The sequence below is a fragment of the Spirillospora sp. NPDC048824 genome, assembly GCF_043198455.1.
Lineage (GTDB): Bacteria > Actinomycetota > Actinomycetes > Streptosporangiales > Streptosporangiaceae > Spirillospora.
In genome coordinates this window covers 112,254-132,454 of sequence record NZ_JBICUS010000009.1, presented here as the reverse complement: position 1 = coordinate 132,454, position 20,201 = coordinate 112,254, and the positions used below count along the sequence as shown (strand labels likewise).

Below are 20,201 nucleotides of genomic sequence, written 5' to 3'. Positions count from 1 at the left end.
CGGGTTCAGGACCTTCTGAGCCGGACGGTCGCGATCTCCCCGGGTCGTAGCGCCAGCGTGGCCGTCCCGTCGTGGACGTCCAGGGGTATGCCTGGACGTCCGCGCAGGTCGACGCGGGTGGCCTCGGTGAACGGGCCGTGCAGGACGGCCGTGGCCGGTTCGGCGCACTGGGCGGCCATCCGGGTCTCGATCCAGCCGTCGCGGGTGCGCAGCGAGGTCATGGCCACGCCGTCGCCCGTGATCGCGACGCCCTCCCGGGACGGCGGGGCGGGCACGGTGGCGTGACCGTATCCGGCGCCGGTGAGGAAGTCGTGCCGGTACGCCTCGGCGGCCTGCAGGACGTCGGTGCCGGGACGCCCGCCGTCACAGGGCATGACCGCCAGTTCGGCGGTCCGCTCGCCGCGGCACTGGGCCTGCGGGGTCGGGATCTGCGGCCCGGCGGGCTGGTCGCGGTAGGCGTTGCGGTCCCGCGACAGGTAGCCGATGGAGCGCAGCAGGGTGAGCGCCATCTCCCGCCCGCCGTCGACGATCTCGTACTCGGTGACGTGGTCGAGCAGGACGGCGAGCCCGCCGGCGGCGACGAACCCGGACGCGGGGAACGTGGGGACGGGGCGCTCCCCGAATCCGCCCTCGGCCGTCAGGCCCCGCTCGGTGACCGCGAACTGCCCTTCGGCGAACGACGCGCCGGCCCGGCGCGGCAGCGGCATGTGCAGCCGGACGCGGTGGTCCTCGCAGCGGTTGTCGAACGTGACGCGCAACCGCAGGAACGGCTCGCCCGCGCGCAGTTCGGCGCGGGTGGTGACGGTCACGTCCTCCTCGGCGGCCGAGCGGGCGTCGCCGGGCACGTCTCCCGAGGCGGGCCACCGGTACGTCCGGACGATGTCGTAGGCGGCGAGGAGCGGCCCCCTCCAGACGGGTTCGACGTCCACGGACAGGGGGTCCCCGACGAGCCGGTCGGCGGCGGGCGGGGCGTGGTTGTAGGAGTCGCCGAGGTCGCCGCCGTCGACGATCCGGCCGACGCCCTCGACGACGTGGCCGGACGGTGTGCGCAGCCCGAGCGTGCCGTCGTCGTGCACCTGCGCGCGCAGCAGGCCGTTGTCGAGGACGTTCCCCTCGGCCCTGACCGGGGCGGAGTCCGGTGCACCGCCGGGCGCCTGCACGGGCTGGACGGTGGTCAGGCCCAGTGCGGGCACGTCCACGAGCGCGGCGACGGTGCGGCGCGGGTCGGCCAGGATGCGGACGCGCCAGTCCCCGTCCGCATCGCGCAGGGCCTCCCGCACGTCGCCGATGTCGAACGGGACGCCGGCGCGGGACGTCACGTGGAAGGTGAGCGTGCGGTCCTCCCGCGACACCGACCAGTCGCGGATCTCCTGCCCGAACAGGACCCGGCCGTACACCCGCTCCAGCACGATCGGGAGCCGGGAGGCCGGGTGGACGGCGTCGTCCAGGACGGTCGGCGCGATCTCCAGGGTCTGGGCGGGCACCGGCCGCCCGTCGCCCGTCACCAGGCCGGGTTCGCCGTCGGACGGGACGTCCAGCGTGACCAGGCCGGTGCGGGGCGCCGGGGTCGGGTTGAACACCAGGTGGGAGCCGAGCGGCACGGAGGCGGCGCGTTCGGCGGTGACGAGGTCGCAGACGGCGCGGCCGAGCTGCTCGGCCTCCGCCATGCGCGCCGCGACCTGCTCGGCGGTCTCGTCGCTGCCGCAGCCGGTGACCGAGTCGTGGCAGCTCACCTCGATCAGCCGCCGCCACGCAAGGTCGAGGAACATCTGCGCGTCGCCCGCGTACCACAGGGCGGTCAGCGGCTCGGCGTACCGTTCGACGAGCCGCTCGGCGCGTCCCATCATCTGCTTGAGCCGGACGCGGGCGGAGAGCACGCCGGGCAGGATGTTGGCGCGGGCGTGCGACCGCAGCTCGCCGCGGACGCGCGGCAGGCCGTCCACGGACGGGTCCTGTTCCGCGAAGTAGCCGGCGAGGGTGTCCAGGCGCATGCCGAGCCCGGCTTCGGCGACCCGGTCGGCGAGGTCGGGGGCGGGCGCGGTGTGGTCGGCGCCGTACATGGCCAGCAGCGGGCCGCCGCGCGGATACCAGCGGCCCATCGACTCGGCGAACCCGGCGGCGCGGCCCGGCAGCAGCGACGCGCCGTCCGCGAACTCCTCGAACATCGACGCCGCGTTGCCGTAGCCGCCCTCGGGAAGGTACTGCGTGCGGATCGCCGTCCCGTCCGGCGCCTCCCACGCGAACGCACTGGCGCGGACCTCGCCGGGGACGCCGCGCCATACGCACGCGTGCTCGATCCCCGCGAGCTTCAGGATCTGCGGCGTCTGCGCGCAATGCCCGAACTGGTCGGGCAGGTAGCCGACCATCATCGTGGCGCCCAGCTCCTCGGCGCGCCGCATCCCGAGCTCCAGGTTCCGGACGATGTTCTCCCCCGAGCACAGGAACTCGTCGTGGAGGATCTGCCAGGGCCCGACGGCGAGGCGGCCCTCCCGGACGAGCGCGGCGACCCGTTCGCGCCGTTCGGGCCGGATCTCCAGATAGTCGTCGACGGCGGCCATCTGCCCGTCCAGCGTGAAGTGCCAGCGCGGGTCGGCCTCCATGCCGCCGATGACGCCGTCGAGCAGCGACACCAGCCGGAGCCGGAAACGCTGGAACGGCAGGTACCACTCACGGTCCCAGTGGGTGTGGGGGACGACGACGATCCGGCCGGGCTCCTCCGCCCGGCCCGTGTTCCCCCGGCCCGTGTTCACCCGGCCCGTGTTCCCCCGGCCCGTGTTCACCCGCACAGTGCGATCACCTCGTTCTCGTGGGTCTCCAGGCGGTGCATTCCCGTACCGTCCGCCGCCATCCGGACATGGTCCCCCCGGACGGCGGTGCGTCTCCCGCCGGGGCGGACGAGAACGGCTCCGTCCGCGCCGATCGCGATCAGCTCGTCCCCGGCGCGGAGCAGGACGGGCGCGCCGGGGGCGGCGGAGACCGATGTCCGGCCTGCCGCGAGCGCGCCGAGCACGTCGTCCCCCTCCGCGAGGACCCAGGTGACGGGCTCGCCGAGGCCCCGGTGCTGCGCCGGGTCGTGGAAGTCGCTGCCGCCGAGCGGGACGACGCCGCCGGGCCGCCACAGGTCCGCCCAGGCCAGCGGGGCACCCCAGCGCCGGTCCCACCAGGACGGATGCCAGATCTCGGCGAACCGGGGCCGGTGCACTTCCGGCAGGGGGTGGCGCCAGGCGCAGTCGCCGCTCAGCGGATGGTTGATCGACATCAGCCCGCCGCGGGCGCCGGCGAACGCGGCCCAGTCGGCGCTCGGACGCCGGAAGTCGACCCAGCCGGTGTCGCCGAACACGTTGGCGTGCCCGAGGTCGGTGGTGACCTCCTGGCCGGGCAGCAGGACGACCCCGGCGTGCGCGGCGGCGGCGGGGAGTTCGGGGTGGTGGCTGACGGTGTTGTGATCGGTCACGGCGAGGAAGTCCAGCCCGGACGACGCGGCGAGGCACGCCAGTTCGTGAACGGTGAGCGTCCCGTCGCTGTGGACGGTGTGGGAGTGCAGGTCGCCGGCGAGCCACCGCATCCCGTCCGGGGCGGGGAGGTCCCGGCGCGGCGGGCGTTCCGGGCGGGGTGGGAGCGGGCCGGCGGGAGGGGCCGCGGGCGTTCCCGACGTGGTGACCGTCACCTCGTACGGGACGCCGTCCGGTGGTATCCGGTGCAGGCCGAGCCAGACGTGCCAGGTGCCCGGTTCGAGTTCCCCCGGCAGGTACCCGGGCGTCGCCCACTCGGCGCTCACCGTGTACCGGCTGCGCGCCCCTCCGGACCAGCCGCGGAACCCGTCCGGGCCGTGGCAGCCCAGGTCGATGACACCTCCGTCGTAGGCCAGTTCCACCGTGACCGACGCCGTTCCGGGCGGGACGTCGAAGGGCAGTTCGCGGAGCCCCTGTTCCAGGCGGTCCTCCAGGCTCCACCGGCCCCGATGCACCGTCATGCGGGTTCCCCGTCCTTGGTCAGCGGCGCGCTCGTCCGCTCCGATCCCGTCACCAGCTCGCCGTCACGGTAGAGGAGTACCCGTTCAGGACGGGGCAGCGCCCATCCCTCGGCGCCGTGCGGGACGTCGAAGTCCTCCCCCACCACGACGGACACCGGCTCCCCTTCCACGTCCAGCGTCACCAGCGACGACCCGCCCAGGTGCTCCACGACCGACACGGTCCCGCGGAACGCCCCGTCCACCGGTTCCTGCCCATAGTTCATGTACTCGGGGCGCACGCCGCACACGACGGGCTCGCCATCGGCGACCCGGCCCCGCGCCTCCTCCGGGACGGGCAGTTCGGCCCCCGCGACCGCGACGCACCCGCCCTGGACGGTCCCGGGCAGGAGGTTCATCGGCGTCGAGCCGATGAACGACGCCACGAACAGGTTCGCCGGACGCCGGAACACCTCGACCGGCGTGCCGATCTGGCGGATGCGCCCGTCCTCCATGACCGCGATCCGGTCGGCCAGGGCGAGCGCCTCCGCTTGGTCGTGAGTGACGAACACCGTGGTGACGCCTAGACGGAACTGGAACCGTTTGAGGAACGTCCGGGCCTCCAGCCTGAGCCGCGCGTCGAGATTGGACAGCGGCTCGTCCAGCAGAAGGATCTCCGGCCCGGCAAGCAGGGCGCGGGCCAGGGCGACACGCTGCTGCTGCCCGCCCGACAGCTCCCCCGGGCGGCGCCGCTCCAGCCCTTCGAGCCCCAACTGCCGGGCGGCCTCGGATGCGTCCCGGTTCCTGAAGGCGCGGGGCCGCCTCTTGATGCGCAGCGGGTAGGCGATGTTGTCCAGGACGGTCATGTGCGGGAAGAGCGCGTAGTCCTGGAAGACCATGCCGACGTCGCGCCGCCCCGGCGCAAGGCGCGTCACGTCCCTGCGTCCGAGACCGATCGTGCCGCCGGTCGCCGTCTCCAGGCCCGCGACGGTGCGCAGCAGCGTCGTCTTCCCGCAGCCGGACGGGCCGAGCAGCGCGAAGAACTCGCCGTCCGCCACGTCGAGGTCGAGGGCGTCCAGGGCGCGCACACCGCCCGGATAGACCTTCGTCAGCTCCCGGATCGTGATGGCCGCCATCAGCGCTTGATCCCTCCGTGGAAGCGGAAGCCGTACCGGCGGCTCACGAACAGGTACATGAGCACGACCGGCAGGGCGTACAGCAGCGAGAACGTGGAGATCAGGGCCAGGTCCGGCTGGCCGCCCTCGGTGTAGAACGTGTACATGATCACCGAGGCGGGGGCCTTGTCCGGGTCGCGCAGCAGGAGGAACGGCATCAGGAAGTCGCCCCACACCTGCGCGACCGTCCACACCGTGACGGTGGCGAGGCCCGGCCGGATGACGGGGACGACGACGTGCCGCAGGATCTGCAGCGGCGACGCCCCGAACACCCGCGCCGCCTCCTCGTAGGACGTGGGCGTGGCGTCGGTGAAGTCCTTCAGCAGGAAGATCGCCGCCGGGAGCAGCCCGCCGGTCAGCACCAGGATCACGCCGAGCCGCGAGTCGATCAGGTTCAGGTTGAAGGCCAGCAGGAAGATCGGCACCATCGCGGCCGTCCCGGTGATGATGGACGACAGCAGGAGCAGGACGTAGAGGAGCGCGTCCCGTCCGGGCACGCGGACGCGGCTCAGCGCGTACGCCGCGAGCGCCGCGGCCGTCACCACGAACGCGGCCGTCCCGGCGGCGAGCAGCACCGAGTTGCGGAGCGACGCGAGCGCGTACGGGTTGTCCATCAGGACCCTGAAGTTGTCCAGGGTGAACTCGGGCAGCGACGCCGAGATGCCCGGGTTCGCGTCGAACGGCGCGAAGGCCAGCCAGAGCAGCGGCAGCGCGAAGAAGCCGAGGACGGCCGAGACGAACGTGGCCAGCCCGATCCTGCGCAGCACCTCCCGCACGGTCTCGTTCACGCGGCCGCCTCCTCGGGCGGGCGGTTGCGGGCGCGCAGCGCGCGCAGGTAGAGCAGCGCGATCGCCAGGTTGATCAGGATCATGATCAGGGAGATCGCGGCGCCGAACCCGAGCCGGCCGTCGCCGAGCGCCGCCCGGTACACGTACACCGACATGATCTCCGAGCGTCCGTCCGGGCCGCCCGCCGTGATCAGGAACGGGGTGAAGTCGTTGAACGTCCACAGGCTGATCAGCAGGAGGCTCGTCAGGACATGCCCGCGGATGCGCGGGAACACCGCGTCCCGCAGCGTCTGCAACGTCGAGGCGCCGGCGAGGCGCGCGGTCTCCAGATGGGACGGTGGAACGTTTCCGAGCGCGGCGCCGTAGAGCATCATCGAGAACGCCGTCCCGCGCCAGACGTTGAACACGATGATGCACGCCATGGGATGGTCGAGCAGCCATGCCGTGCCGGGCGTGCCGAGGAGCGCGTTGAGCGTGCCGCCGTCACGGTCGAGCAGGGCGATCCACAGGAACGCGATGACCGAGGACGGCAGGATCCACGCGAGCAGGACCAGCCCCTCGACCAGGCGCCGCACCGGCCCCGACCGGTCGCGCAGCACCCACGCGATCGTGAACCCCAGGACGGTCTGCCCGATCACCGCCGACCCGACGACGAACTGCAGCGTCAGCCACAGCGACCGGTGGAAGTCCTCGTCGGTGAGCACGCCGGCGTAGTTGTCCACGCCGACGAACCGCGGATCGCTCGCCGCGATGCCCGTGAGCCGGTAGTCGGTCGCGCCCAGGTACAGCGTCCAGAGCGCGGGGAACACGAGGAACACCGCGACGAGCACCAGCGCCGGCGCGACGAACGCGGCGGCACGCCCCCGTCCCAGCCCTGCCGCGTCGTCCGGGGCGGACGGCGTGGACGGGCCGGCGCGGCGTGGCGGGACGTCAGCGCGGGGCGACGTTGGCGGCGCCACCGACGACCCCTTCGAGCTTCCCCGTGTACTCGGCGGCGGCCTCCGCCGGTCTCCTGCCCGACACCACGGCGGCCGTGGCCTCCTGCAGCGCCGTCGACACCTGCGGATACACCGCGAGGCCCGGACGGTAGGACGTGACGGGCAGCACCTTCTCCGACACGAACGTCAGGAACGGGTCGCCGGCGAGGATCTCCTTGTTCACGTCCGCGCGGGACGTGATCTCGGGCGTCCCGGCCGTCCGCGCCTTGATCATCTCAGGGGAGTTCATGAAGGCCAGCAGCTCGAACGCCTGCTGCGGATAGTCGGTGTTCGGGTTCAGCACGGTCACCGAGCCGCCCGACATGCTCACGAACGACTGCCCGCGCACGCCCCTGCCCGGGGCGATCGCGGGAATCAGCGCGTAGCCGACGTCCTGGTCGCGGGTCTTCATCTTCGCGACGCCGGTCTCGGGATTGATGACGTCGCGCCAGAAGTAGTCGCCCTCCGCCAGGATCCCGATCTTCCCGGCGGCGAACTCCTCGAACGACTTGTCGCGCCCCTTGGCCTCCTGCTGGAGCTTCGGGTCGCCGAGGCCGTCGCCGCCGTAGATCTGCGCGTACAGGTCGAGGACCTTCGTGAGGGCCGGGCCGCCGCCCGTCCACTTGCCGTCCGCGTAGATCTCGGCGCCCGCGCCGGCCAGCATCGGCAGCACGCCCTGCATGGTGGTCGCCTCGCCCATCGCGGTGCCCGCGTTCAGCTGGATCGGCGTCACGCCCGGGAGCCTCTTGAGCGCCTGCGCCGCCGCGATGATGTTCGGCCAGCTCTCGGGCTGCCAGTCGGCGGGGAGACCGGCCCGCTCGAACAGCCTCTTGTTGTAGAACAGGAGCCGGCCGTCGGTCGCGGGCGGGATCCCGTACCGCCGGTCCTCGAACGTCGCCAGCTTCTGGACCGCTCCAGGAATCTGCGTCCAGCCGTCCCAGGCGGTGGCCGGGGAGCCCACGACCTCCGGCAGCGGCCTGATGTAGCCGGCCTGCGCGAACTCGCCGACCCAGATGCCGTCGACGTCCATGATGTCGGCGCCCGACTTCGACTTCAGGTCGAGCGCCAGCTTCGTCTTGTACGCCTCGTCGTCCACGCCCTGGCCGCGGAACGTCACCTTCGCGGTGACGCCCTTCGCCTTCTGCGCGGCGACGAACCCCGGGATCACCGTCTTGGTGATCCACTCCGCCTCTTCGGTGTTCTTGCCGCCCTCGATCGCGTTCCGGGTGATCGTCAGGGAGAAGCTCTCGGCGTCCTTGTTCCGGTCGGGATCCGCCGGGGACCCGCCGCCGCCGCACCCGGCGAGCATCGCGCCCGCCGACACGAGCGCGACGGCCGCGCCGATCCGCCTCCTGGAGAAGTCCCTACTGGATGAGCCCATGGGGTGACCTCCTACAAGCGTCACCCTCAACGTGAACGAAGAATTCGATCACGTAAAGACCCCGGAGATCATTTTCTGTCAGGGGTCCATCAGCTCGGCGGAACGGGCCGCGAACGCCTCCATCGCCTTCGCCGTGATCGGGCCCGGCGCGGCCGGGAGGACCGTCCCGTCCACGGCGCGGATCGGCTGGACGTCCCGCGTCGTGGACGTCAGGAACGCCTCGTCCGCCCGGTACAGGTCGTCCAGCGCGAGGTCCTCCTCCTCGCCGCCGCACCACTCCAGCGTCAGCGCGCGCGTCACCCCGGCCAGGCAGCCGGACGACAGCGGCGGCGTGACGAGCCGGCCGCCCAGGACGACGAAGATGTTGCTCCCCGTCCCCTCGCACAGGTTCCCGGCGGTGTTGCCGAAGACGGCCTCGCCGCCGCCGCGCTCCTTGGCGTAGGCGAGGGCGAGGGCGTTCTCCGCGTACGACGTGGTCTTGAGGCCGGACAGCGCGCCCCGCTCGTTGCGCGGCCACGGCACGACCGTCACGTCCGCCGTCGCCGGGAACGGGTCCTGCGGCCCCACGATGATCGACACGGTCGGCCCGGCGTCGCCGCGGGCCGAGCCGAGCGGGCCAGGGCCGCTGGTGTAGGTGATGCGGATGCGCGCCAGCGGCCACTTCGGCGCCGCGGCCAGCACCTCCAGCGTCCCCTGGGCGAGGACGTCGTGATCGGGTTCGGGCAGGCCGAGACCCGCCGCCGAGCGGGCCAGCCGCCGCAGATGGCGGGTCAGCGCGAACGGCTCCCCGTTCGCCGCCTTCACCGTCTCGAAGATCCCGTCACCGACGAGCATGCCGTGGTCGAAGACCGACACCATCGCCCGCTCAGGGTCGAGCAGTTCCCCGTTCAGCCAGATCCTGGCCTGCTCCGTCACCGGAAGCCACCTCCAAAAGCCGAGCCGCCTTCAGCTCGGTCTCACGCCACTCGCGGAGCGGATCGGACGCCCAGGTGATGCCTGCGCCGGTGCCGAACCGGAGCAGGCCGCCCTCCGCCCAGAAACTCCGGATGCCCACCGCGAGGGAGCCGCGCCGGGAGTCCGCGTCCACCCAGCCGATGGCCCCACAGTACGGCCCCCGGGGGACGGGTTCGAGTTCTTCCAGCAGCTTCAGCGCACTCGACTTCGGGGCGCCGGTGACCGAACCGGGAGGAAACGTCGCGGTGAGCAACTCGGGCCACCCTCCCCGGCCGACCCGCGCCCGGACGGTCGACACCAGGTGGACGAGCCCGGGATGCTCCTCCACCTCGCACAGGCCCGGTACCTCCACCGACCCGACCTGGGCGACCCGCCCCAGATCGTTCCGCACGAGGTCGACGATCATCACGTTCTCGGCCTCGTCCTTGGGCAGCAGGTCGGCCGCCGTCCGCCCGGTCCCCTTGATCGGACGCGACTCGACCACGTCCCCGTCCCGGGCCAGGTACAGCTCGGGCGAGGCGCACGCGACCTCCAGCCCGGGAAGTCGGATCGTCATCGCATACGGCGCGGGATTCCCCGTGGCGAGCCTTTCACCCAAGCCGGCGATGCTCGCGCCGCCGGGAAGCCTCGCCGACAAGATCCTGCACAGGTTGGCCTGGTAGACGACACCGTCCGCGATCTCGCTCCGGATCCGCTCCACACCGGCCACATAGGCGGCCTCGTCCAGCGACGTGCTCCACTCCCCTGTCCCGGCCCACACACCCCCCGGATGCGGTGCCGGTCTCACACTCTCGAACCGGGCACACGTGACCTTCCCCTCATAGGTCACCACCACGGCCCACCAGCCCCGTGAATCCAGCGCCCCCGGGTCACTGGTCACGTCCAGGAGACCGGTGGCCAGCAGACCACCGGCGTATGCGAAGTTCACGCCAGCACGCATCCGAACGAATCCGCGAGGCCCGCGTACCCCGCCTCGGTCACCAGGAGGGCCCGCCGCGTCGTCCCCCGCTCGAACCAGCCCAGTTCGATCATCCGATCCGTCAGCGCCGCCGCGAGCGCACCGTTCAGATGCGGGCGCCGCTCCGTCCAGTCGAGGCACTGCCAGGCGAACCGGCGCCGCGCCCTCCGCAGGTCCGCGACATCCAGGCCGAGCGCCTCCAGCCGCTCCTCACCCTTCGCGGTCACCTCGTAGGCGTCCTGCCCGCCGGACTCGATGAGCCCCCCGCCGACCAGCGCCGCGAACAGGGCCACCCCGGCCTCGCCGGCCAGATGGTCGTAACACGTCCGCGCCTCGTGCAGCCGGCGGGCGTCCCTCGACTGCCTCAGGCTGCGCACCTCGACCGGCGGGCTGATCCGCGACAACGCCTCGATGACCTGCGCGATCTCACTCCCCCGCAGGCGGTAGTACCGGTGCCGCCCCTGCTTGACGACCGTGACGAGGCCGCCGTCCAGGAGCCGGCCCAGATGCGCGCTCGCCGTCTGCGCGCTCACGCCCGCCGTCCGCGCCAGCTCCCCCGCCGCGAGCGGCCGCCCGTCCAGCAGCGCGGTCAGCATCGCCGCCCGCGCCCGATCCGCCAGCAGCGCCGCGACCGGTACAAAGTCCACATCCAGGACATACTCCGCGCCCATGCACCCGACTCTAAGCGCCCCGCACTTCGACCGCCGCCGAAGCGTCCCGCCGCGCCGCCGCGGAAACCCGGTTTGGGTAACCGCCCCGGACGCGCTAAGGTTTCCCCGTCGCCGCAGGGCGCACGCGGAAGTGGCTCAGGGGTAGAGCATCACCTTGCCAAGGTGAGGGTCGCGGGTTCAAATCCCGTCTTCCGCTCTGAGGGGCCTTTCGGCTATGACCCAGAAGGTCTCCTTCTGGTGGAGTGGCCGAGAGGCGAGGCAACGGCCTGCAAAGCCGTGTACACGGGTTCAAATCCCGTCTCCACCTCAACACCGCACCTCCCCCGGAGGCCGCGGACGGGCGATTAGCTCAGTGGGAGAGCGCTACCTTGACACGGTAGAGGCCACTGGTTCAATCCCAGTATCGCCCACCACATGACCTCGGGTCAGGCCGGTCAGGGCTTGGCGTCCAGGCTCCTGTCCTGCCGCGTCGTCACGACGAGGCCGGGATTCCGGCGGGCCAGCCACCGGGCGAACGGCACCGAGGTCCGGTCCATCACGACGACGCGGGTGAGCCTGGCCGGGTCGATGTCGCGCAGGACGCGCCGCCGCGCGATACGGGCCAGCAGGAGCGGCCGGACATGCCGGTAGAACGGCACGAAGAGCCACCGGTGGACGCGGCGGGAGGCCGTGGTCCGCGCGCGGTCCAGCCGCGCGACCGGCCGCACGACGATCCGCGGCATCCTCACGACCAGTGCGTGCTCCAGCCAGGGCAGCGGATGCCTGGCCTCGGCGCGGTCGAGCCGGTGCAGGCGGACCCGGTCGTCCAGCTCGTCCCAGTCGTCCGATCCGGCGGTCAGCAGCTCGACCCGCGCTCCCTCCTCGGCCGCGAAGTGCCCGGCCAGCCCGATGATCCGCCGGTACTGGCGGAGGGGCTTCACGTTCGGCTTGGGGTCCATGGTCAGGCCGGGGTCCATCGCCACGACCAGCACCCGCGGGGCCTGCGCACCGTTCACGTCGTCTCCCGGCGTGAGCAGCCGTCCGCGGAGCGCCCGCGATCGGCCAGTTCGGCCAGCCGCCGCACCAGCGGCTCCAGCGTGCGGTTCCGTTCGAAGCGGTCCGCGTAGGCGCGGGCCTCCCCGACCTGCCGTTCGGTCAGGCCGGCCGCGGCCTTCGCGGCCTCGACCATCGAGACGGCGATGTCCGCGGGGTCGAGCCCGCCCGGGTTGAACCACAGCGGATGGTCCCGCAGCAGCTCCTCGGCCGCCGACCCGGGCGCGTGGACCGACACGATGGGCCGTCCCGCCGCCATGTACTCGAAGATCTTCCCGGACGTGACGTAGCGGCCACCGCCGTTCAGGAACACCAGGACGTCGGAGTCCCGGTAGACGTCGACGAGGTCGGTCTTCGACACCGGCCCGCGATAGCGCACCCCGGGAGCGAGCACCCGGCCATCGCCGTCCCCGGTTCCGGTTCCGGTTCCGGTTCCGGGTCCGGGTCCGGGTCCGGCGGCGAAACGTCGCCGGAGCACGGTCTCGGCGCCCTTGAAGAACCCGAAGTATCCGTGGAAGCCGAGTTCGGCACGCACCAGGTCGGAGTGCTCGCGGGCGCGGGCGAACCCCTCGACCAGCTCCTCGATGGGCTGCTGGTCGGTGATCGTGCCGACGAAGGAGAACCGGGGCGCGTGCCCGCCCGTCCCCGCGCGGGCGGCCGGCGGCGGCTCGGTGGTCTCGGGGAGGGTGTCGGCGTCCCACCCGTTCAGGACCGTCATCATGCGGCCGGCCGCCCGCGGGTAGCGATCGGCGTGCCAGGACCGCTGGGCGTCGTTGACGAAAAGCGCGTTCGCCGCGGACTCCAGCACGCGGCGCTCCCAGCGCCAGGCGGGATGCCCGTCCTCGAACCTCGGCTCCTCGCTGAACTGGTCGAGAGTCCAGGAGTCCCGGTAGTCGAGGACGTAGGGGGTGCGGGTCAGCTTGTGGAAGAGCCACGCGGCGGCGAACGAGGCGAACGGGTTCCCCGTCGCGAGGACCACGTCGAACTTGCTTCGCGCCTGCATCCGCACCGCCCGCCGGACTGCGGCACGCGCCCAGGACGCGTACTGCTCGGGGAAGACGTGCTTCTGCCCCCACGTGTACAGCGATTGGGCGAGCTGCGGGAACGCCGCCCGGAACGGGCTGTACTCGCGCAGATCCGTCTGCCAGACGAACCGGTTCAGGTGGGGCCGCACCAGGGTGATCCGCGGGTCGATCGTCTCCATCAGCTTGTCGTCGACCGAGCCGAGCGTGCCGTACAGGAACGGCAGCGGCGCCGCGAAGACCGTGACGTCCCAGCCCAGTTCGGCCAGCCGGTTGGCGGTCGCCCGGGGACGGAACACCCCGCTGGCGCGGGACGGCGGAAAGTAGAAGGCGAGGTACAGCAGGCGCGGGCGGCGCTCGGTCATCAGGATCATCCTCCGGTGTGGCCGGCCGGTGCGGGCAGCAGGCGGCTGTAGACACCGTCCAGAACCTCGGCCTGCGCCTCCCACGACCACTCGCGCAGCAGGTCGGGCCGGTCGTCGTACACGGCGCGGTAGCGCTGCGGGTCGCCCCGCACCGCCTCGACCGCCCGCACGTAGTCGTCGAGGTCCTCCGCGCGGAAGACCTCGCCCTGCCCGGTGGCCTTCACCATGGCGCCCATCGCCTGCACGTCGCTGACGACGATCGGCAGCCGCGCGTGCGAGTACTCGAAGAACTTGGTGATCAGCGCGATCTCGTGGTTGGGCCAGTGGTGGATCGGGATGACGCCGATGTCGGCCGCCGCCAGGAAGGGGACGACCTGGTTGTACGGCACGTACGGCAGCATGTGGACCCGGTCGGCGACGCCGAGTTCGATCGCGCGGGCGCGCAGGCCACGCAGGTACTCGGACCGGACCGTGGAGACGACGAGGGCGACGTGCAGCCGAGGCAGCCGCGGAAGCGCCTCGATCATGACGTCCAGGCCGCGCTGCACGGAGGCCCTGCCGCTGTAGACGGCGATCTGCGCGTCCGGGCCGGCCTCGCACAGCTCCCGCAGGTCCGGGACGGGTTCGGTGCGGCCCGTCCCGCCCCTCGTGAGCGGGGCGTTGAGCACGACGGCCGGCCGGCGCCGCAGGCCGTGGCGCTCGACGAGCCGGTCGGCGAGGGCGTCCGAGACGGTCACCACCGCGTCGGCCGCGCCGGCGTACTCGCGCTCGTGCGCGCACATGGCGGGCAGCCAGCCCGGCCCGGCGCCGCCCCACGGCATGATCCCCGGCAGGAATTCGTGCACGTCCCACACGAGTTTCGTCTCCCGCCCCCGGGCGTGCGCCCGCCGCGCGGCGCGCGCCCCGACCCCGAGCATCCGGAAGTCGTTGGCGTGGATGATGTCGGGCTCGAGCTCGTCGACGACGTGCCGGTACGCGCCGTCCCAGTCCCACAGGTTGCGGTCGAGGACGCGCCAGGCGCGGTCGCCGAGGAGCGCCTGCCAGAACCTGATCGCGCACCGCTCCAGGGGCGAGAGCGGGTCGTTGCGGGCCGCCGCGAGCGACTCCGTCCGGTGCACGCGCACCGCGACCCAGCGGACCTGGACCCTCGCCGCGGCCCGGCGCGCCAGCAGCCACGCCTTGCGCACCGGGCCGCCCCCGGGCGCGATCCGGCTCGCGGCGAGGTCGGACCGCCTGGACTGGACGAGCCGGCGCCGGTAGGCCGCCACGCTCGGGTGCGCGTACGCGAGCGGACGGCGCAGTGTGGCGCGGACGATGCCGTGCCTGTTCCGGCGGAGCGTGTGCCGCAGCGGAAGGAGACGCACACGGGCACCGCTCAGCATCCAGGATCGGCCCCTCCTGGCCAGGACGCAGCCGAGGAGGTGCACCTCCCAGCCGGCGGCGGCTGCGGACGCCGCCGCCTTCTGCACCCGGGAGTCGCGCTCGACGTCGTTGTCGACGAGCATGACGATGCGGCCGCGCGACCCGACGGGGACCGGCTCCCCGTCGGCCGGCTTGCCTTCGGTGCGCTTGCCTTCGGTCGGCTTGCCTTCGGTCAGCATGCGGCCCTCCGGTCGTGGTCGGCCGGGACCGCCCGCGTCCCGGACGTGGAATGCGCGGCCGACCGCGGCGCTGCGGCCGTCCGGCCCGAGTGGATCAGCGGGGTGCGGGCGCCGCTCATCCGGATGTGCGGTCATCACCCCTCCCCGTCCGGGGCGCCGATGACGACGTGTTCCACGCCGGTCCAGCGGGCCGGGTCGGTGATGCGGCGGCCGTCGACGAGGGCCTTGACGCCGGGCAGGTCGTCGGGTGCCAGGTCGCGGTAGGCGGCGTGGTCGGCTTGGACGATCGCGGCGGTCACCGGTTCGCCCCGGTGTGGCGGCAGGCCGAGGGCTTCCAGTTCCTGCGCGGTGTACATCGGGTCGGAGACGTAGGGGACGGCTCCGCGTGCGCGCAGCGCTTGGACGGTGGGGAAGACGCCGGAGAAGGCGGTCTCCTTGACGCCGCCCCGGTAGGCCGCGCCCAGGATGAGCACGGGTGCGCCCGTGAGGTCGCCGTAGGCGCCGGTGAGGAGGCCGACGGCGTAGTCGGGCATCGCGGTGTTGGCGTCGCGGGCGGCGCGGACGACGGTCGCGTCCGGGTCGTTCCACAGGTACATCCGCGGATACACCGGGATGCAGTGTCCGCCGACGGCGATGCCGGGCCGGTGGATGTGGCTGTAGGGCTGGGTGTTGCACGCCTCGATCACCTTGGTGACGTCCACTCCGACGGTGTCGGCGTAGCGGGCGAACTGGTTGGCCAGGCCGATGTTGACGTCGCGGTAGGTGGTCTCGGCGAGCTTGGCGAGTTCGGCGGCCTCCGCGGAGCCGAGGTCCCAGACGCCGTTGGGCCGGTCCAGGTCCGGGCGGTCGTCGAAGTCGAGGACCTGTTCGTAGAACTCCACGCCGCGCGCGGCGGACGCGTCGTCGATGCCGCCGACGAGCTTGGGGTAGCGGCGCAGGTCGGCGAACACCCGGCCGGTCAGCACCCGTTCGGGGCTGAACACCAGGTGGAAGCCGGTGCCGGCGGTCAGGCCGGAGCCCTCCGCCAGCATCGGGGCCCAGCGGTCGCGGGTGGTGCCGACCGGGAGTGTCGTCTCGTAGCTGACCAGCGTCCCGGGGCGCAGTCCCGCCGCGATCGACCGGGTGGCGGCGTCCATCCAGCCGAAGTCGGGTGTGCCGTCCCCGTCCACGAACAGCGGGACGACCACGACGACGGCGTCGGACTCGGCGACGGCCGCCGCCGTGTCGGTCGTGGCCGTCAGCAGCCCCGCGCGGACCGCCTCGCCGAGGTGGAGGCCGAGGTCGGCCTCGCCGGGGAACGGCTCGCGGGCGGCGTTGACGTCGGCGACGACGCGTTCGTCCACGTCGGCGCCGATCACGCGGTGGCCCTTGCGGGCGAACTGGACCGCCAGCGGAAGACCGATCTTCCCGAGCGCGACCACGCAGATCCGCATGTGCTACTTACCTCCAAGGGACGTCGCGCGCCGGACCCGCTGGACGACGGCCCGGCCCGGACGCACCGGACGTGTCTCGATCACCGGCGGCACTCCTCCGCGGAGCCGCCGGCAGGACGGTTCGCGGTCAGCCGGCACTCAGCACCTCCCCGTCCTGCAGCGAGACCGTCCCGCCGACCTTCGCCGACTCCAGTACGGCCGCCGAAACCTGCACGGTGCGCAGCCCCTGCCGCAGTGTCACGATGTCCCCGGCGGGACCGCCCGCGATGCCGCCCGCCGCTCCGGTGCCCGCGCGGACGGCGTCCCTGAACCGCTCGTGCTCGGTCAGCAGCGGCTCCGGCTTCGGGATCGCGTACCGGATCATGTCGCCCTGCGAGACGCCGACGAACGTCCGCAGCGCCTCCCACTGGGTGCCGAACTCGCCGTTCGCGTAGAACGTCAGGTCGGCGGTGAGGGTGTCGGCCACGCAGCAGCCGCGCTCCCCGGTGACGACCGTGGTGCGCTCCTTGAGCGGGCTCAGCCAGTTCACCAGGTGGCTCACCATCGAGTCGTCCGCGAGACGGCCGACGGCGGCGACCATGTCCTCGTGCGGGCGCCCACTGCGCGCCACCGTGTGCGCGGAGATCGACACGTAGTCCTGGCCGGTGACCCACGCGGTCAGGTCGATGTCGTGCGTGGCGAGATCCTTGACGACCCCGACGTCGGCGATCCGGTGCGGGAACGGGCCCTGCCGGCGCGTGACCACCTGGAAAACCTCGCCCAGCTCCCCCGCCTCCAGCCGGGCCCGCAGGCTCTGCAACGCCGGGTTGTACCGCTCGATGTGCCCGACGCCCGCGACCAGGCCCCGCGATTCGAACGCCGTCGTCAGCCGCTCCGCCGCCGCCACCGAGTCCGCCAGCGGCTTCTCGATCAGCGCGGCCACACCGGCCTCGGCCAGCCGCAGCCCGACCTCCTGGTGCGACGCCGTCGGGCACGCCACCACCGCGTAGTCGATGCCGAGCGCGAGCAGCTCGTCCAGCGAGCCCAGCAGCGGCACCCCGTGCGGGGCGAACTCCGGCCGCCCGGCCGGGTCCGTGACCCCGGCCAGCTCCACGCCGTCCAGCTCGGACAGCACCCGGGCGTGGTTGCGGCCCATCGCCCCCAGCCCGACCAGGCCCGCGCGCAGCGCGGTCACGGAACCGCTCCGCACTCGTTCACCGCGTCCACCACCCGGATCAGCTCCTGCCCGGTGAGGCCGGGATGCACCGGCAGCGACAGCACCTCCGCCGCCGCGCGATCGGTCTCGGGCAGGTCCCAGCGCGGATCCGGCCGCCCGTCCCGCAGGAACGGCGCGAGCCGGTGAACGGGCGCCGGATAGTAGACGGCGGTGCCCACACCCCGCTCGTCCAGATGCCGCCGCACCCCGTCCCGGCCGCTTACCCGGACCGTGTACTGGTGGTAGATGTGCCGCGTACCGGCCGCGACCGGCGGCGGCACCGCACCGGTGATCTTCGCGTCCAGGAACGCGGCGTTGGCGCGCCGCCGCTCCGTCCAATCCGCGAGCCGCTTCAACTGCTCGCGTCCGACGGCCGCGGCCACGTCCGTCAGCCGGGCGTTCAGGCCGACGACCTCGTTCGCGTACCGCTGCTCCATGCCCTGGTTGCGCAGCAGCCGCACCTTCCGCGCGGTCTCCGCGTCCGCCGTGGTGACCATGCCGCCCTCCAGGGCGTGCATGTTCTTGGTCGGGTAGAAGCTGAAGCAGCCGGCCGTGCCCAGGGCGCCCGCCGGGGTGCCGTGCAGCGCGGCGGCATGCGCCTGCGCCGCGTCCTCCACGACCGCGAGACCGTGCCTGCCGGCGAGGGGGACGAGCCGGTCCATCGCCGCCGGATGCCCGTACAGATGGACGGGCATGATCGCCGCCGTACGCGGCCCTACCGCCGCCGCGGCGGCGTCCGGATCGAGGCAGAACGAACCCGCCTCGATGTCGGCGAACACGGGCTCGGCGCCCACCAGCCGCACGACGTTGGCGGTGGCCGCGAACGTGAACGACGGCACGATCACCTCGTCCCCCGGGCCGACGCCCAGCGCCAGCAGCGCCAGATGCAGCGCGGACGTCCCCGAGTTGACCGCTACGCAGTGCCGCCCGGCGACCAGCCCGGCGAACTCCTCCTCGAACGCGGCGACCTCCGGCCCCTGCACGACCCGTCCGCCGCGCAGCACGCGCACCGCCGCCTCGATCTCCGCATCGCCGATCACGGGACTCGCCGCGGGGATCGGCTCTTCGGCTTCCACGGGCATGAGCAGACTCCTATCGGCCGCGACCGTGCACGACGTCCCTGCACATCCGGCAGACCGCGCGTCCGCACACAGCGGACCCGACCTCGCACCACATCGACACGGTCACCGAACGTCGCCGGGGGCATACCCTCTGCATACGCATTAATCCTCACGCCCCGACCGCACCGCCCCGGCGAGACGGCTCCGGCGGGACGGCTCCGGTGACGCGCGCCGCGACCGGCCCGCGTCCACGCACCGGCGGTGTGGTTGGCTTGCCCGGGTGGGCGATGATCGCGTGTCCGGCCTTTCGGCGCTGCAGGAGCGGATCTCGCTCTCCATCGTCTCCGCCCTCGACCCGATGCTCGGGGCCAGAGCGGCCGAGCGGCTCTACGTCGTCGCTCTCACCACCGACGGCGACGTGATGACCGTCCGCCTCACCGCCCACACCGAGGAAGCCCTGGCCGTTCTGCTCGCCGACTCCGGCGAAGGGGACGACCTCGACTGGACCGAGTACTGCCGGTGGTGGCCGGACGAGTGGCGGACCGGCGACGGCGGCGTCCCGGCGGGCGATGCCGGTTCGCTGGTCACGCGCAGCCGGGAACTGGCGGACGCCAAGGACGCCGCGCACGACCATGCGCAGTGGAGGACGCACGCACGCGCCATGCTCGTCCGCGCCCTGGGAGACGTTCGGGTCGCCGCCGCCATCACCGCGATCAACCCCGGGTGGCGGCCCGTGCTGTTCGTCACCGACACCGACGGCGACATGCGGCCCACCGTGCACAGCATCGACGTGCTCAACGCCGGCCATGCGAGCCCGGCCCTTGTCACGGCGGCACGGGCGTTCTTCTCCGGCCAGGACTGACCACGCCTCGCGGACGCCCGCCGGTGGAGCCGGGCTGCGCCGGCCTGTGCGTTCAGTCGAAGTAGTGGCCCGGCGTGGTGCCGACGGTGCGGCGGAAGGCGGCGACGAAGGCCGAGGGTGTGGAGTAGCCGACCTCGGACGCGACCTGGTGGATCGGTGCTCCCGCGGCCAGGCGGGACAGGGAGGCGGCGATGCGCAGATGGGTGCGCCACGTCGCGAACGTCATGTCGGTGTCGTGCTTGAAGGCGCGGGCGAGGGTACGGCCGCTCGCCCCGACCGTCCGGCCCCACTGGACGAGTGTGCGCTGGTCGGCTGGGTCGCGGGCGAGCAGGCCGGCGACGCGGCGGGCGCGGTCGTCGACGGGGGCGGGCACGTGGACGGTGGCGGCGGGCAGTGGCGACACCAGGTCGAACATGACGGCTTCGGCGCGGGCCCGGGCATCCGGACGCAGATCGGTGGCGAGGTACTCGATGAGCTGCCCGAGCAGCCCGGAGGTGTCGATGACGGTCGGCTCGCAGAACCCGATCGGGCACGTGCCCGGATCGAGGTAGAGGCTGACCATGTTGACCGGCGCGCTGGCAAGGACATCGTGGTCGACCCCGGCGGGAATCCACAGACCACGGGCGCGCGGCAGCACCCACGTCCGTCCGGCCGCTCCCAGCGTCAGGACGCCACGGGATGCCCAGGCGAATTGGTGGAAGGGGTGCGTGTGGGTGGGGAAGCGCGCCCCGTCGCGCAGCATATTCGCTCGGACGGCCACGACGGCAGACTGTCTTG

17 protein-coding genes and 3 tRNA genes are annotated in these 20,201 nt (G+C 72.9%); 4 read left to right on the top strand and 16 right to left on the bottom strand.

Annotation, left to right across the window (positions count from 1 at the left end):
* Window positions 1–5: 5 nt before the first annotated feature.
* From ACGFIS_RS19805 to ACGFIS_RS19765, 9 genes are all read right to left on the bottom strand, one after another.
* Window positions 6–2,786 carry an alpha-mannosidase gene (locus tag ACGFIS_RS19805; protein WP_392972001.1) on the bottom strand — a complete coding sequence of 927 codons (2,781 nt, stop codon included), beginning with the start codon at window positions 2,784–2,786 and terminating at the stop codon, window positions 6–8.
* Window positions 2,777–3,973 carry a CehA/McbA family metallohydrolase gene (locus ACGFIS_RS19800; RefSeq protein ID WP_392907995.1) on the bottom strand — a complete coding sequence of 399 codons (1,197 nt, stop codon included), beginning with the start codon at window positions 3,971–3,973 and terminating at the stop codon, window positions 2,777–2,779. Before ACGFIS_RS19800 ends, ACGFIS_RS19805 begins: the two co-directional genes overlap by 10 nt.
* The gene (locus tag ACGFIS_RS19795) at window positions 3,970–5,085 is read right to left on the bottom strand and encodes an ABC transporter ATP-binding protein (protein WP_392907998.1); all 1,116 of its coding nucleotides are present in this window, start codon (window positions 5,083–5,085) and stop codon (window positions 3,970–3,972) included. The genes ACGFIS_RS19800 and ACGFIS_RS19795 overlap by 4 nt, the downstream gene beginning before the upstream one ends.
* Entirely contained in the window at window positions 5,085–5,912 is an 828-nt protein-coding gene (locus tag ACGFIS_RS19790; protein WP_392908001.1) for a carbohydrate ABC transporter permease, read from the bottom strand. Before ACGFIS_RS19790 ends, ACGFIS_RS19795 begins: the two co-directional genes overlap by 1 nt.
* On the bottom strand, window positions 5,909–6,871 hold the full coding sequence (locus tag ACGFIS_RS19785) for a carbohydrate ABC transporter permease (protein ID WP_392908003.1): 963 nt from the start codon (window positions 6,869–6,871) through the stop codon (window positions 5,909–5,911). Before ACGFIS_RS19785 ends, ACGFIS_RS19790 begins: the two co-directional genes overlap by 4 nt.
* Window positions 6,843–8,270 (bottom strand): extracellular solute-binding protein, encoded by a 1,428-nt coding sequence (locus ACGFIS_RS19780; protein WP_392908006.1) that lies wholly within the window; start codon window positions 8,268–8,270, stop codon window positions 6,843–6,845. Before ACGFIS_RS19780 ends, ACGFIS_RS19785 begins: the two co-directional genes overlap by 29 nt.
* 78 nt (window positions 8,271–8,348) lie before the next feature.
* Complete coding sequence (locus ACGFIS_RS19775; RefSeq protein WP_392908271.1) at window positions 8,349–9,128, bottom strand: aminotransferase class IV; 780 nt, start codon at window positions 9,126–9,128, stop codon at window positions 8,349–8,351.
* Window positions 9,129–9,135: 7 nt separating this feature from the next.
* Window positions 9,136–10,152 carry a chorismate-binding protein gene (locus ACGFIS_RS19770; RefSeq protein ID WP_392908008.1) on the bottom strand — a complete coding sequence of 339 codons (1,017 nt, stop codon included), beginning with the start codon at window positions 10,150–10,152 and terminating at the stop codon, window positions 9,136–9,138.
* Window positions 10,149–10,853, bottom strand: a complete 705-nt coding sequence (locus ACGFIS_RS19765) for an ArsR/SmtB family transcription factor (RefSeq protein ID WP_392908011.1) — start codon at window positions 10,851–10,853, stop codon at window positions 10,149–10,151. The genes ACGFIS_RS19770 and ACGFIS_RS19765 overlap by 4 nt, the downstream gene beginning before the upstream one ends.
* 124 nt (window positions 10,854–10,977) lie before the next feature.
* Here ACGFIS_RS19765 and ACGFIS_RS19760 point away from each other — a divergent pair.
* From ACGFIS_RS19760 to ACGFIS_RS19750, 3 genes are all read left to right on the top strand, one after another.
* A tRNA-Gly gene (locus ACGFIS_RS19760) sits at window positions 10,978–11,049 on the top strand.
* 40 nt (window positions 11,050–11,089) lie between these two features.
* Window positions 11,090–11,160 (top strand) — tRNA-Cys (locus ACGFIS_RS19755).
* A gap of 31 nt (window positions 11,161–11,191) precedes the next feature.
* A tRNA-Val gene (locus ACGFIS_RS19750) sits at window positions 11,192–11,266 on the top strand.
* Between the two features lie 21 nt (window positions 11,267–11,287).
* Here the strand turns inward: ACGFIS_RS19750 and ACGFIS_RS19745 are convergent.
* The 6 genes from ACGFIS_RS19745 to ACGFIS_RS19720 form a co-directional block, all read right to left on the bottom strand.
* On the bottom strand, window positions 11,288–11,848 hold the full coding sequence (locus ACGFIS_RS19745; protein WP_392908013.1) for a hypothetical protein: 561 nt from the start codon (window positions 11,846–11,848) through the stop codon (window positions 11,288–11,290).
* On the bottom strand, window positions 11,845–13,272 hold the full coding sequence (locus ACGFIS_RS19740; RefSeq protein WP_392908016.1) for a glycosyltransferase: 1,428 nt from the start codon (window positions 13,270–13,272) through the stop codon (window positions 11,845–11,847). The genes ACGFIS_RS19745 and ACGFIS_RS19740 overlap by 4 nt, the downstream gene beginning before the upstream one ends.
* Window positions 13,273–13,277: 5 nt before the next feature.
* Window positions 13,278–15,008 (bottom strand): glycosyltransferase, encoded by a 1,731-nt coding sequence (locus ACGFIS_RS19735; RefSeq protein ID WP_392971999.1) that lies wholly within the window; start codon window positions 15,006–15,008, stop codon window positions 13,278–13,280.
* The gene (locus tag ACGFIS_RS19730) at window positions 15,008–16,306 is read right to left on the bottom strand and encodes a nucleotide sugar dehydrogenase (RefSeq protein WP_392971997.1); all 1,299 of its coding nucleotides are present in this window, start codon (window positions 16,304–16,306) and stop codon (window positions 15,008–15,010) included. The genes ACGFIS_RS19735 and ACGFIS_RS19730 overlap by 1 nt, the downstream gene beginning before the upstream one ends.
* Before the next feature lie 127 nt (window positions 16,307–16,433).
* Window positions 16,434–17,480: a Gfo/Idh/MocA family protein gene (locus ACGFIS_RS19725; protein ID WP_392908022.1), complete on the bottom strand. Its 1,047-nt coding sequence runs from the start codon at window positions 17,478–17,480 to the stop codon at window positions 16,434–16,436.
* Window positions 17,477–18,583, bottom strand: a complete 1,107-nt coding sequence (locus tag ACGFIS_RS19720; protein ID WP_392971995.1) for a DegT/DnrJ/EryC1/StrS family aminotransferase — start codon at window positions 18,581–18,583, stop codon at window positions 17,477–17,479. The genes ACGFIS_RS19725 and ACGFIS_RS19720 overlap by 4 nt, the downstream gene beginning before the upstream one ends.
* 259 nt (window positions 18,584–18,842) lie before the next feature.
* Here ACGFIS_RS19720 and ACGFIS_RS19715 point away from each other — a divergent pair, with 259 nt between their 5' ends.
* Window positions 18,843–19,424 (top strand): DUF4303 domain-containing protein, encoded by a 582-nt coding sequence (locus ACGFIS_RS19715; RefSeq protein WP_392908026.1) that lies wholly within the window; start codon window positions 18,843–18,845, stop codon window positions 19,422–19,424.
* Between the two features lie 52 nt (window positions 19,425–19,476).
* On the opposite strand, the gene ACGFIS_RS19710 is transcribed toward ACGFIS_RS19715, so the two are convergent.
* On the bottom strand, window positions 19,477–20,184 hold the full coding sequence (locus ACGFIS_RS19710) for an AraC family transcriptional regulator (RefSeq protein WP_392908028.1): 708 nt from the start codon (window positions 20,182–20,184) through the stop codon (window positions 19,477–19,479).
* Between the last annotated feature and the right edge of the window lie 17 nt (window positions 20,185–20,201).

What these genes read in the sequence shown, in the direction of transcription:
- ACGFIS_RS19780 (WP_392908006.1), bottom strand. Translation starts at nt 8,270, where the DNA reads ATGGGCTCATCCAGTAGGGACTTCTCCAGGAGGCGGATCGGCGCGGCC.
- ACGFIS_RS19795 (WP_392907998.1), bottom strand. Translation starts at nt 5,085, where the DNA reads ATGGCGGCCATCACGATCCGGGAGCTGACGAAGGTCTATCCGGGCGGT.
- ACGFIS_RS19800 (WP_392907995.1), bottom strand. Translation starts at nt 3,973, where the DNA reads ATGACGGTGCATCGGGGCCGGTGGAGCCTGGAGGACCGCCTGGAACAG.
- ACGFIS_RS19775 (WP_392908271.1), bottom strand. Translation starts at nt 9,128, where the DNA reads ATGGTGTCGGTCTTCGACCACGGCATGCTCGTCGGTGACGGGATCTTC.
- ACGFIS_RS19730 (WP_392971997.1), bottom strand. Translation starts at nt 16,306, where the DNA reads ATGCGGATCTGCGTGGTCGCGCTCGGGAAGATCGGTCTTCCGCTGGCG.
- ACGFIS_RS19720 (WP_392971995.1), bottom strand. Translation starts at nt 18,583, where the DNA reads ATGCCCGTGGAAGCCGAAGAGCCGATCCCCGCGGCGAGTCCCGTGATC.
- ACGFIS_RS19735 (WP_392971999.1), bottom strand. Translation starts at nt 15,008, where the DNA reads ATGACCGCACATCCGGATGAGCGGCGCCCGCACCCCGCTGATCCACTC.
- ACGFIS_RS19740 (WP_392908016.1), bottom strand. Translation starts at nt 13,272, where the DNA reads ATGACCGAGCGCCGCCCGCGCCTGCTGTACCTCGCCTTCTACTTTCCG.
- ACGFIS_RS19765 (WP_392908011.1), bottom strand. Translation starts at nt 10,853, where the DNA reads ATGGGCGCGGAGTATGTCCTGGATGTGGACTTTGTACCGGTCGCGGCG.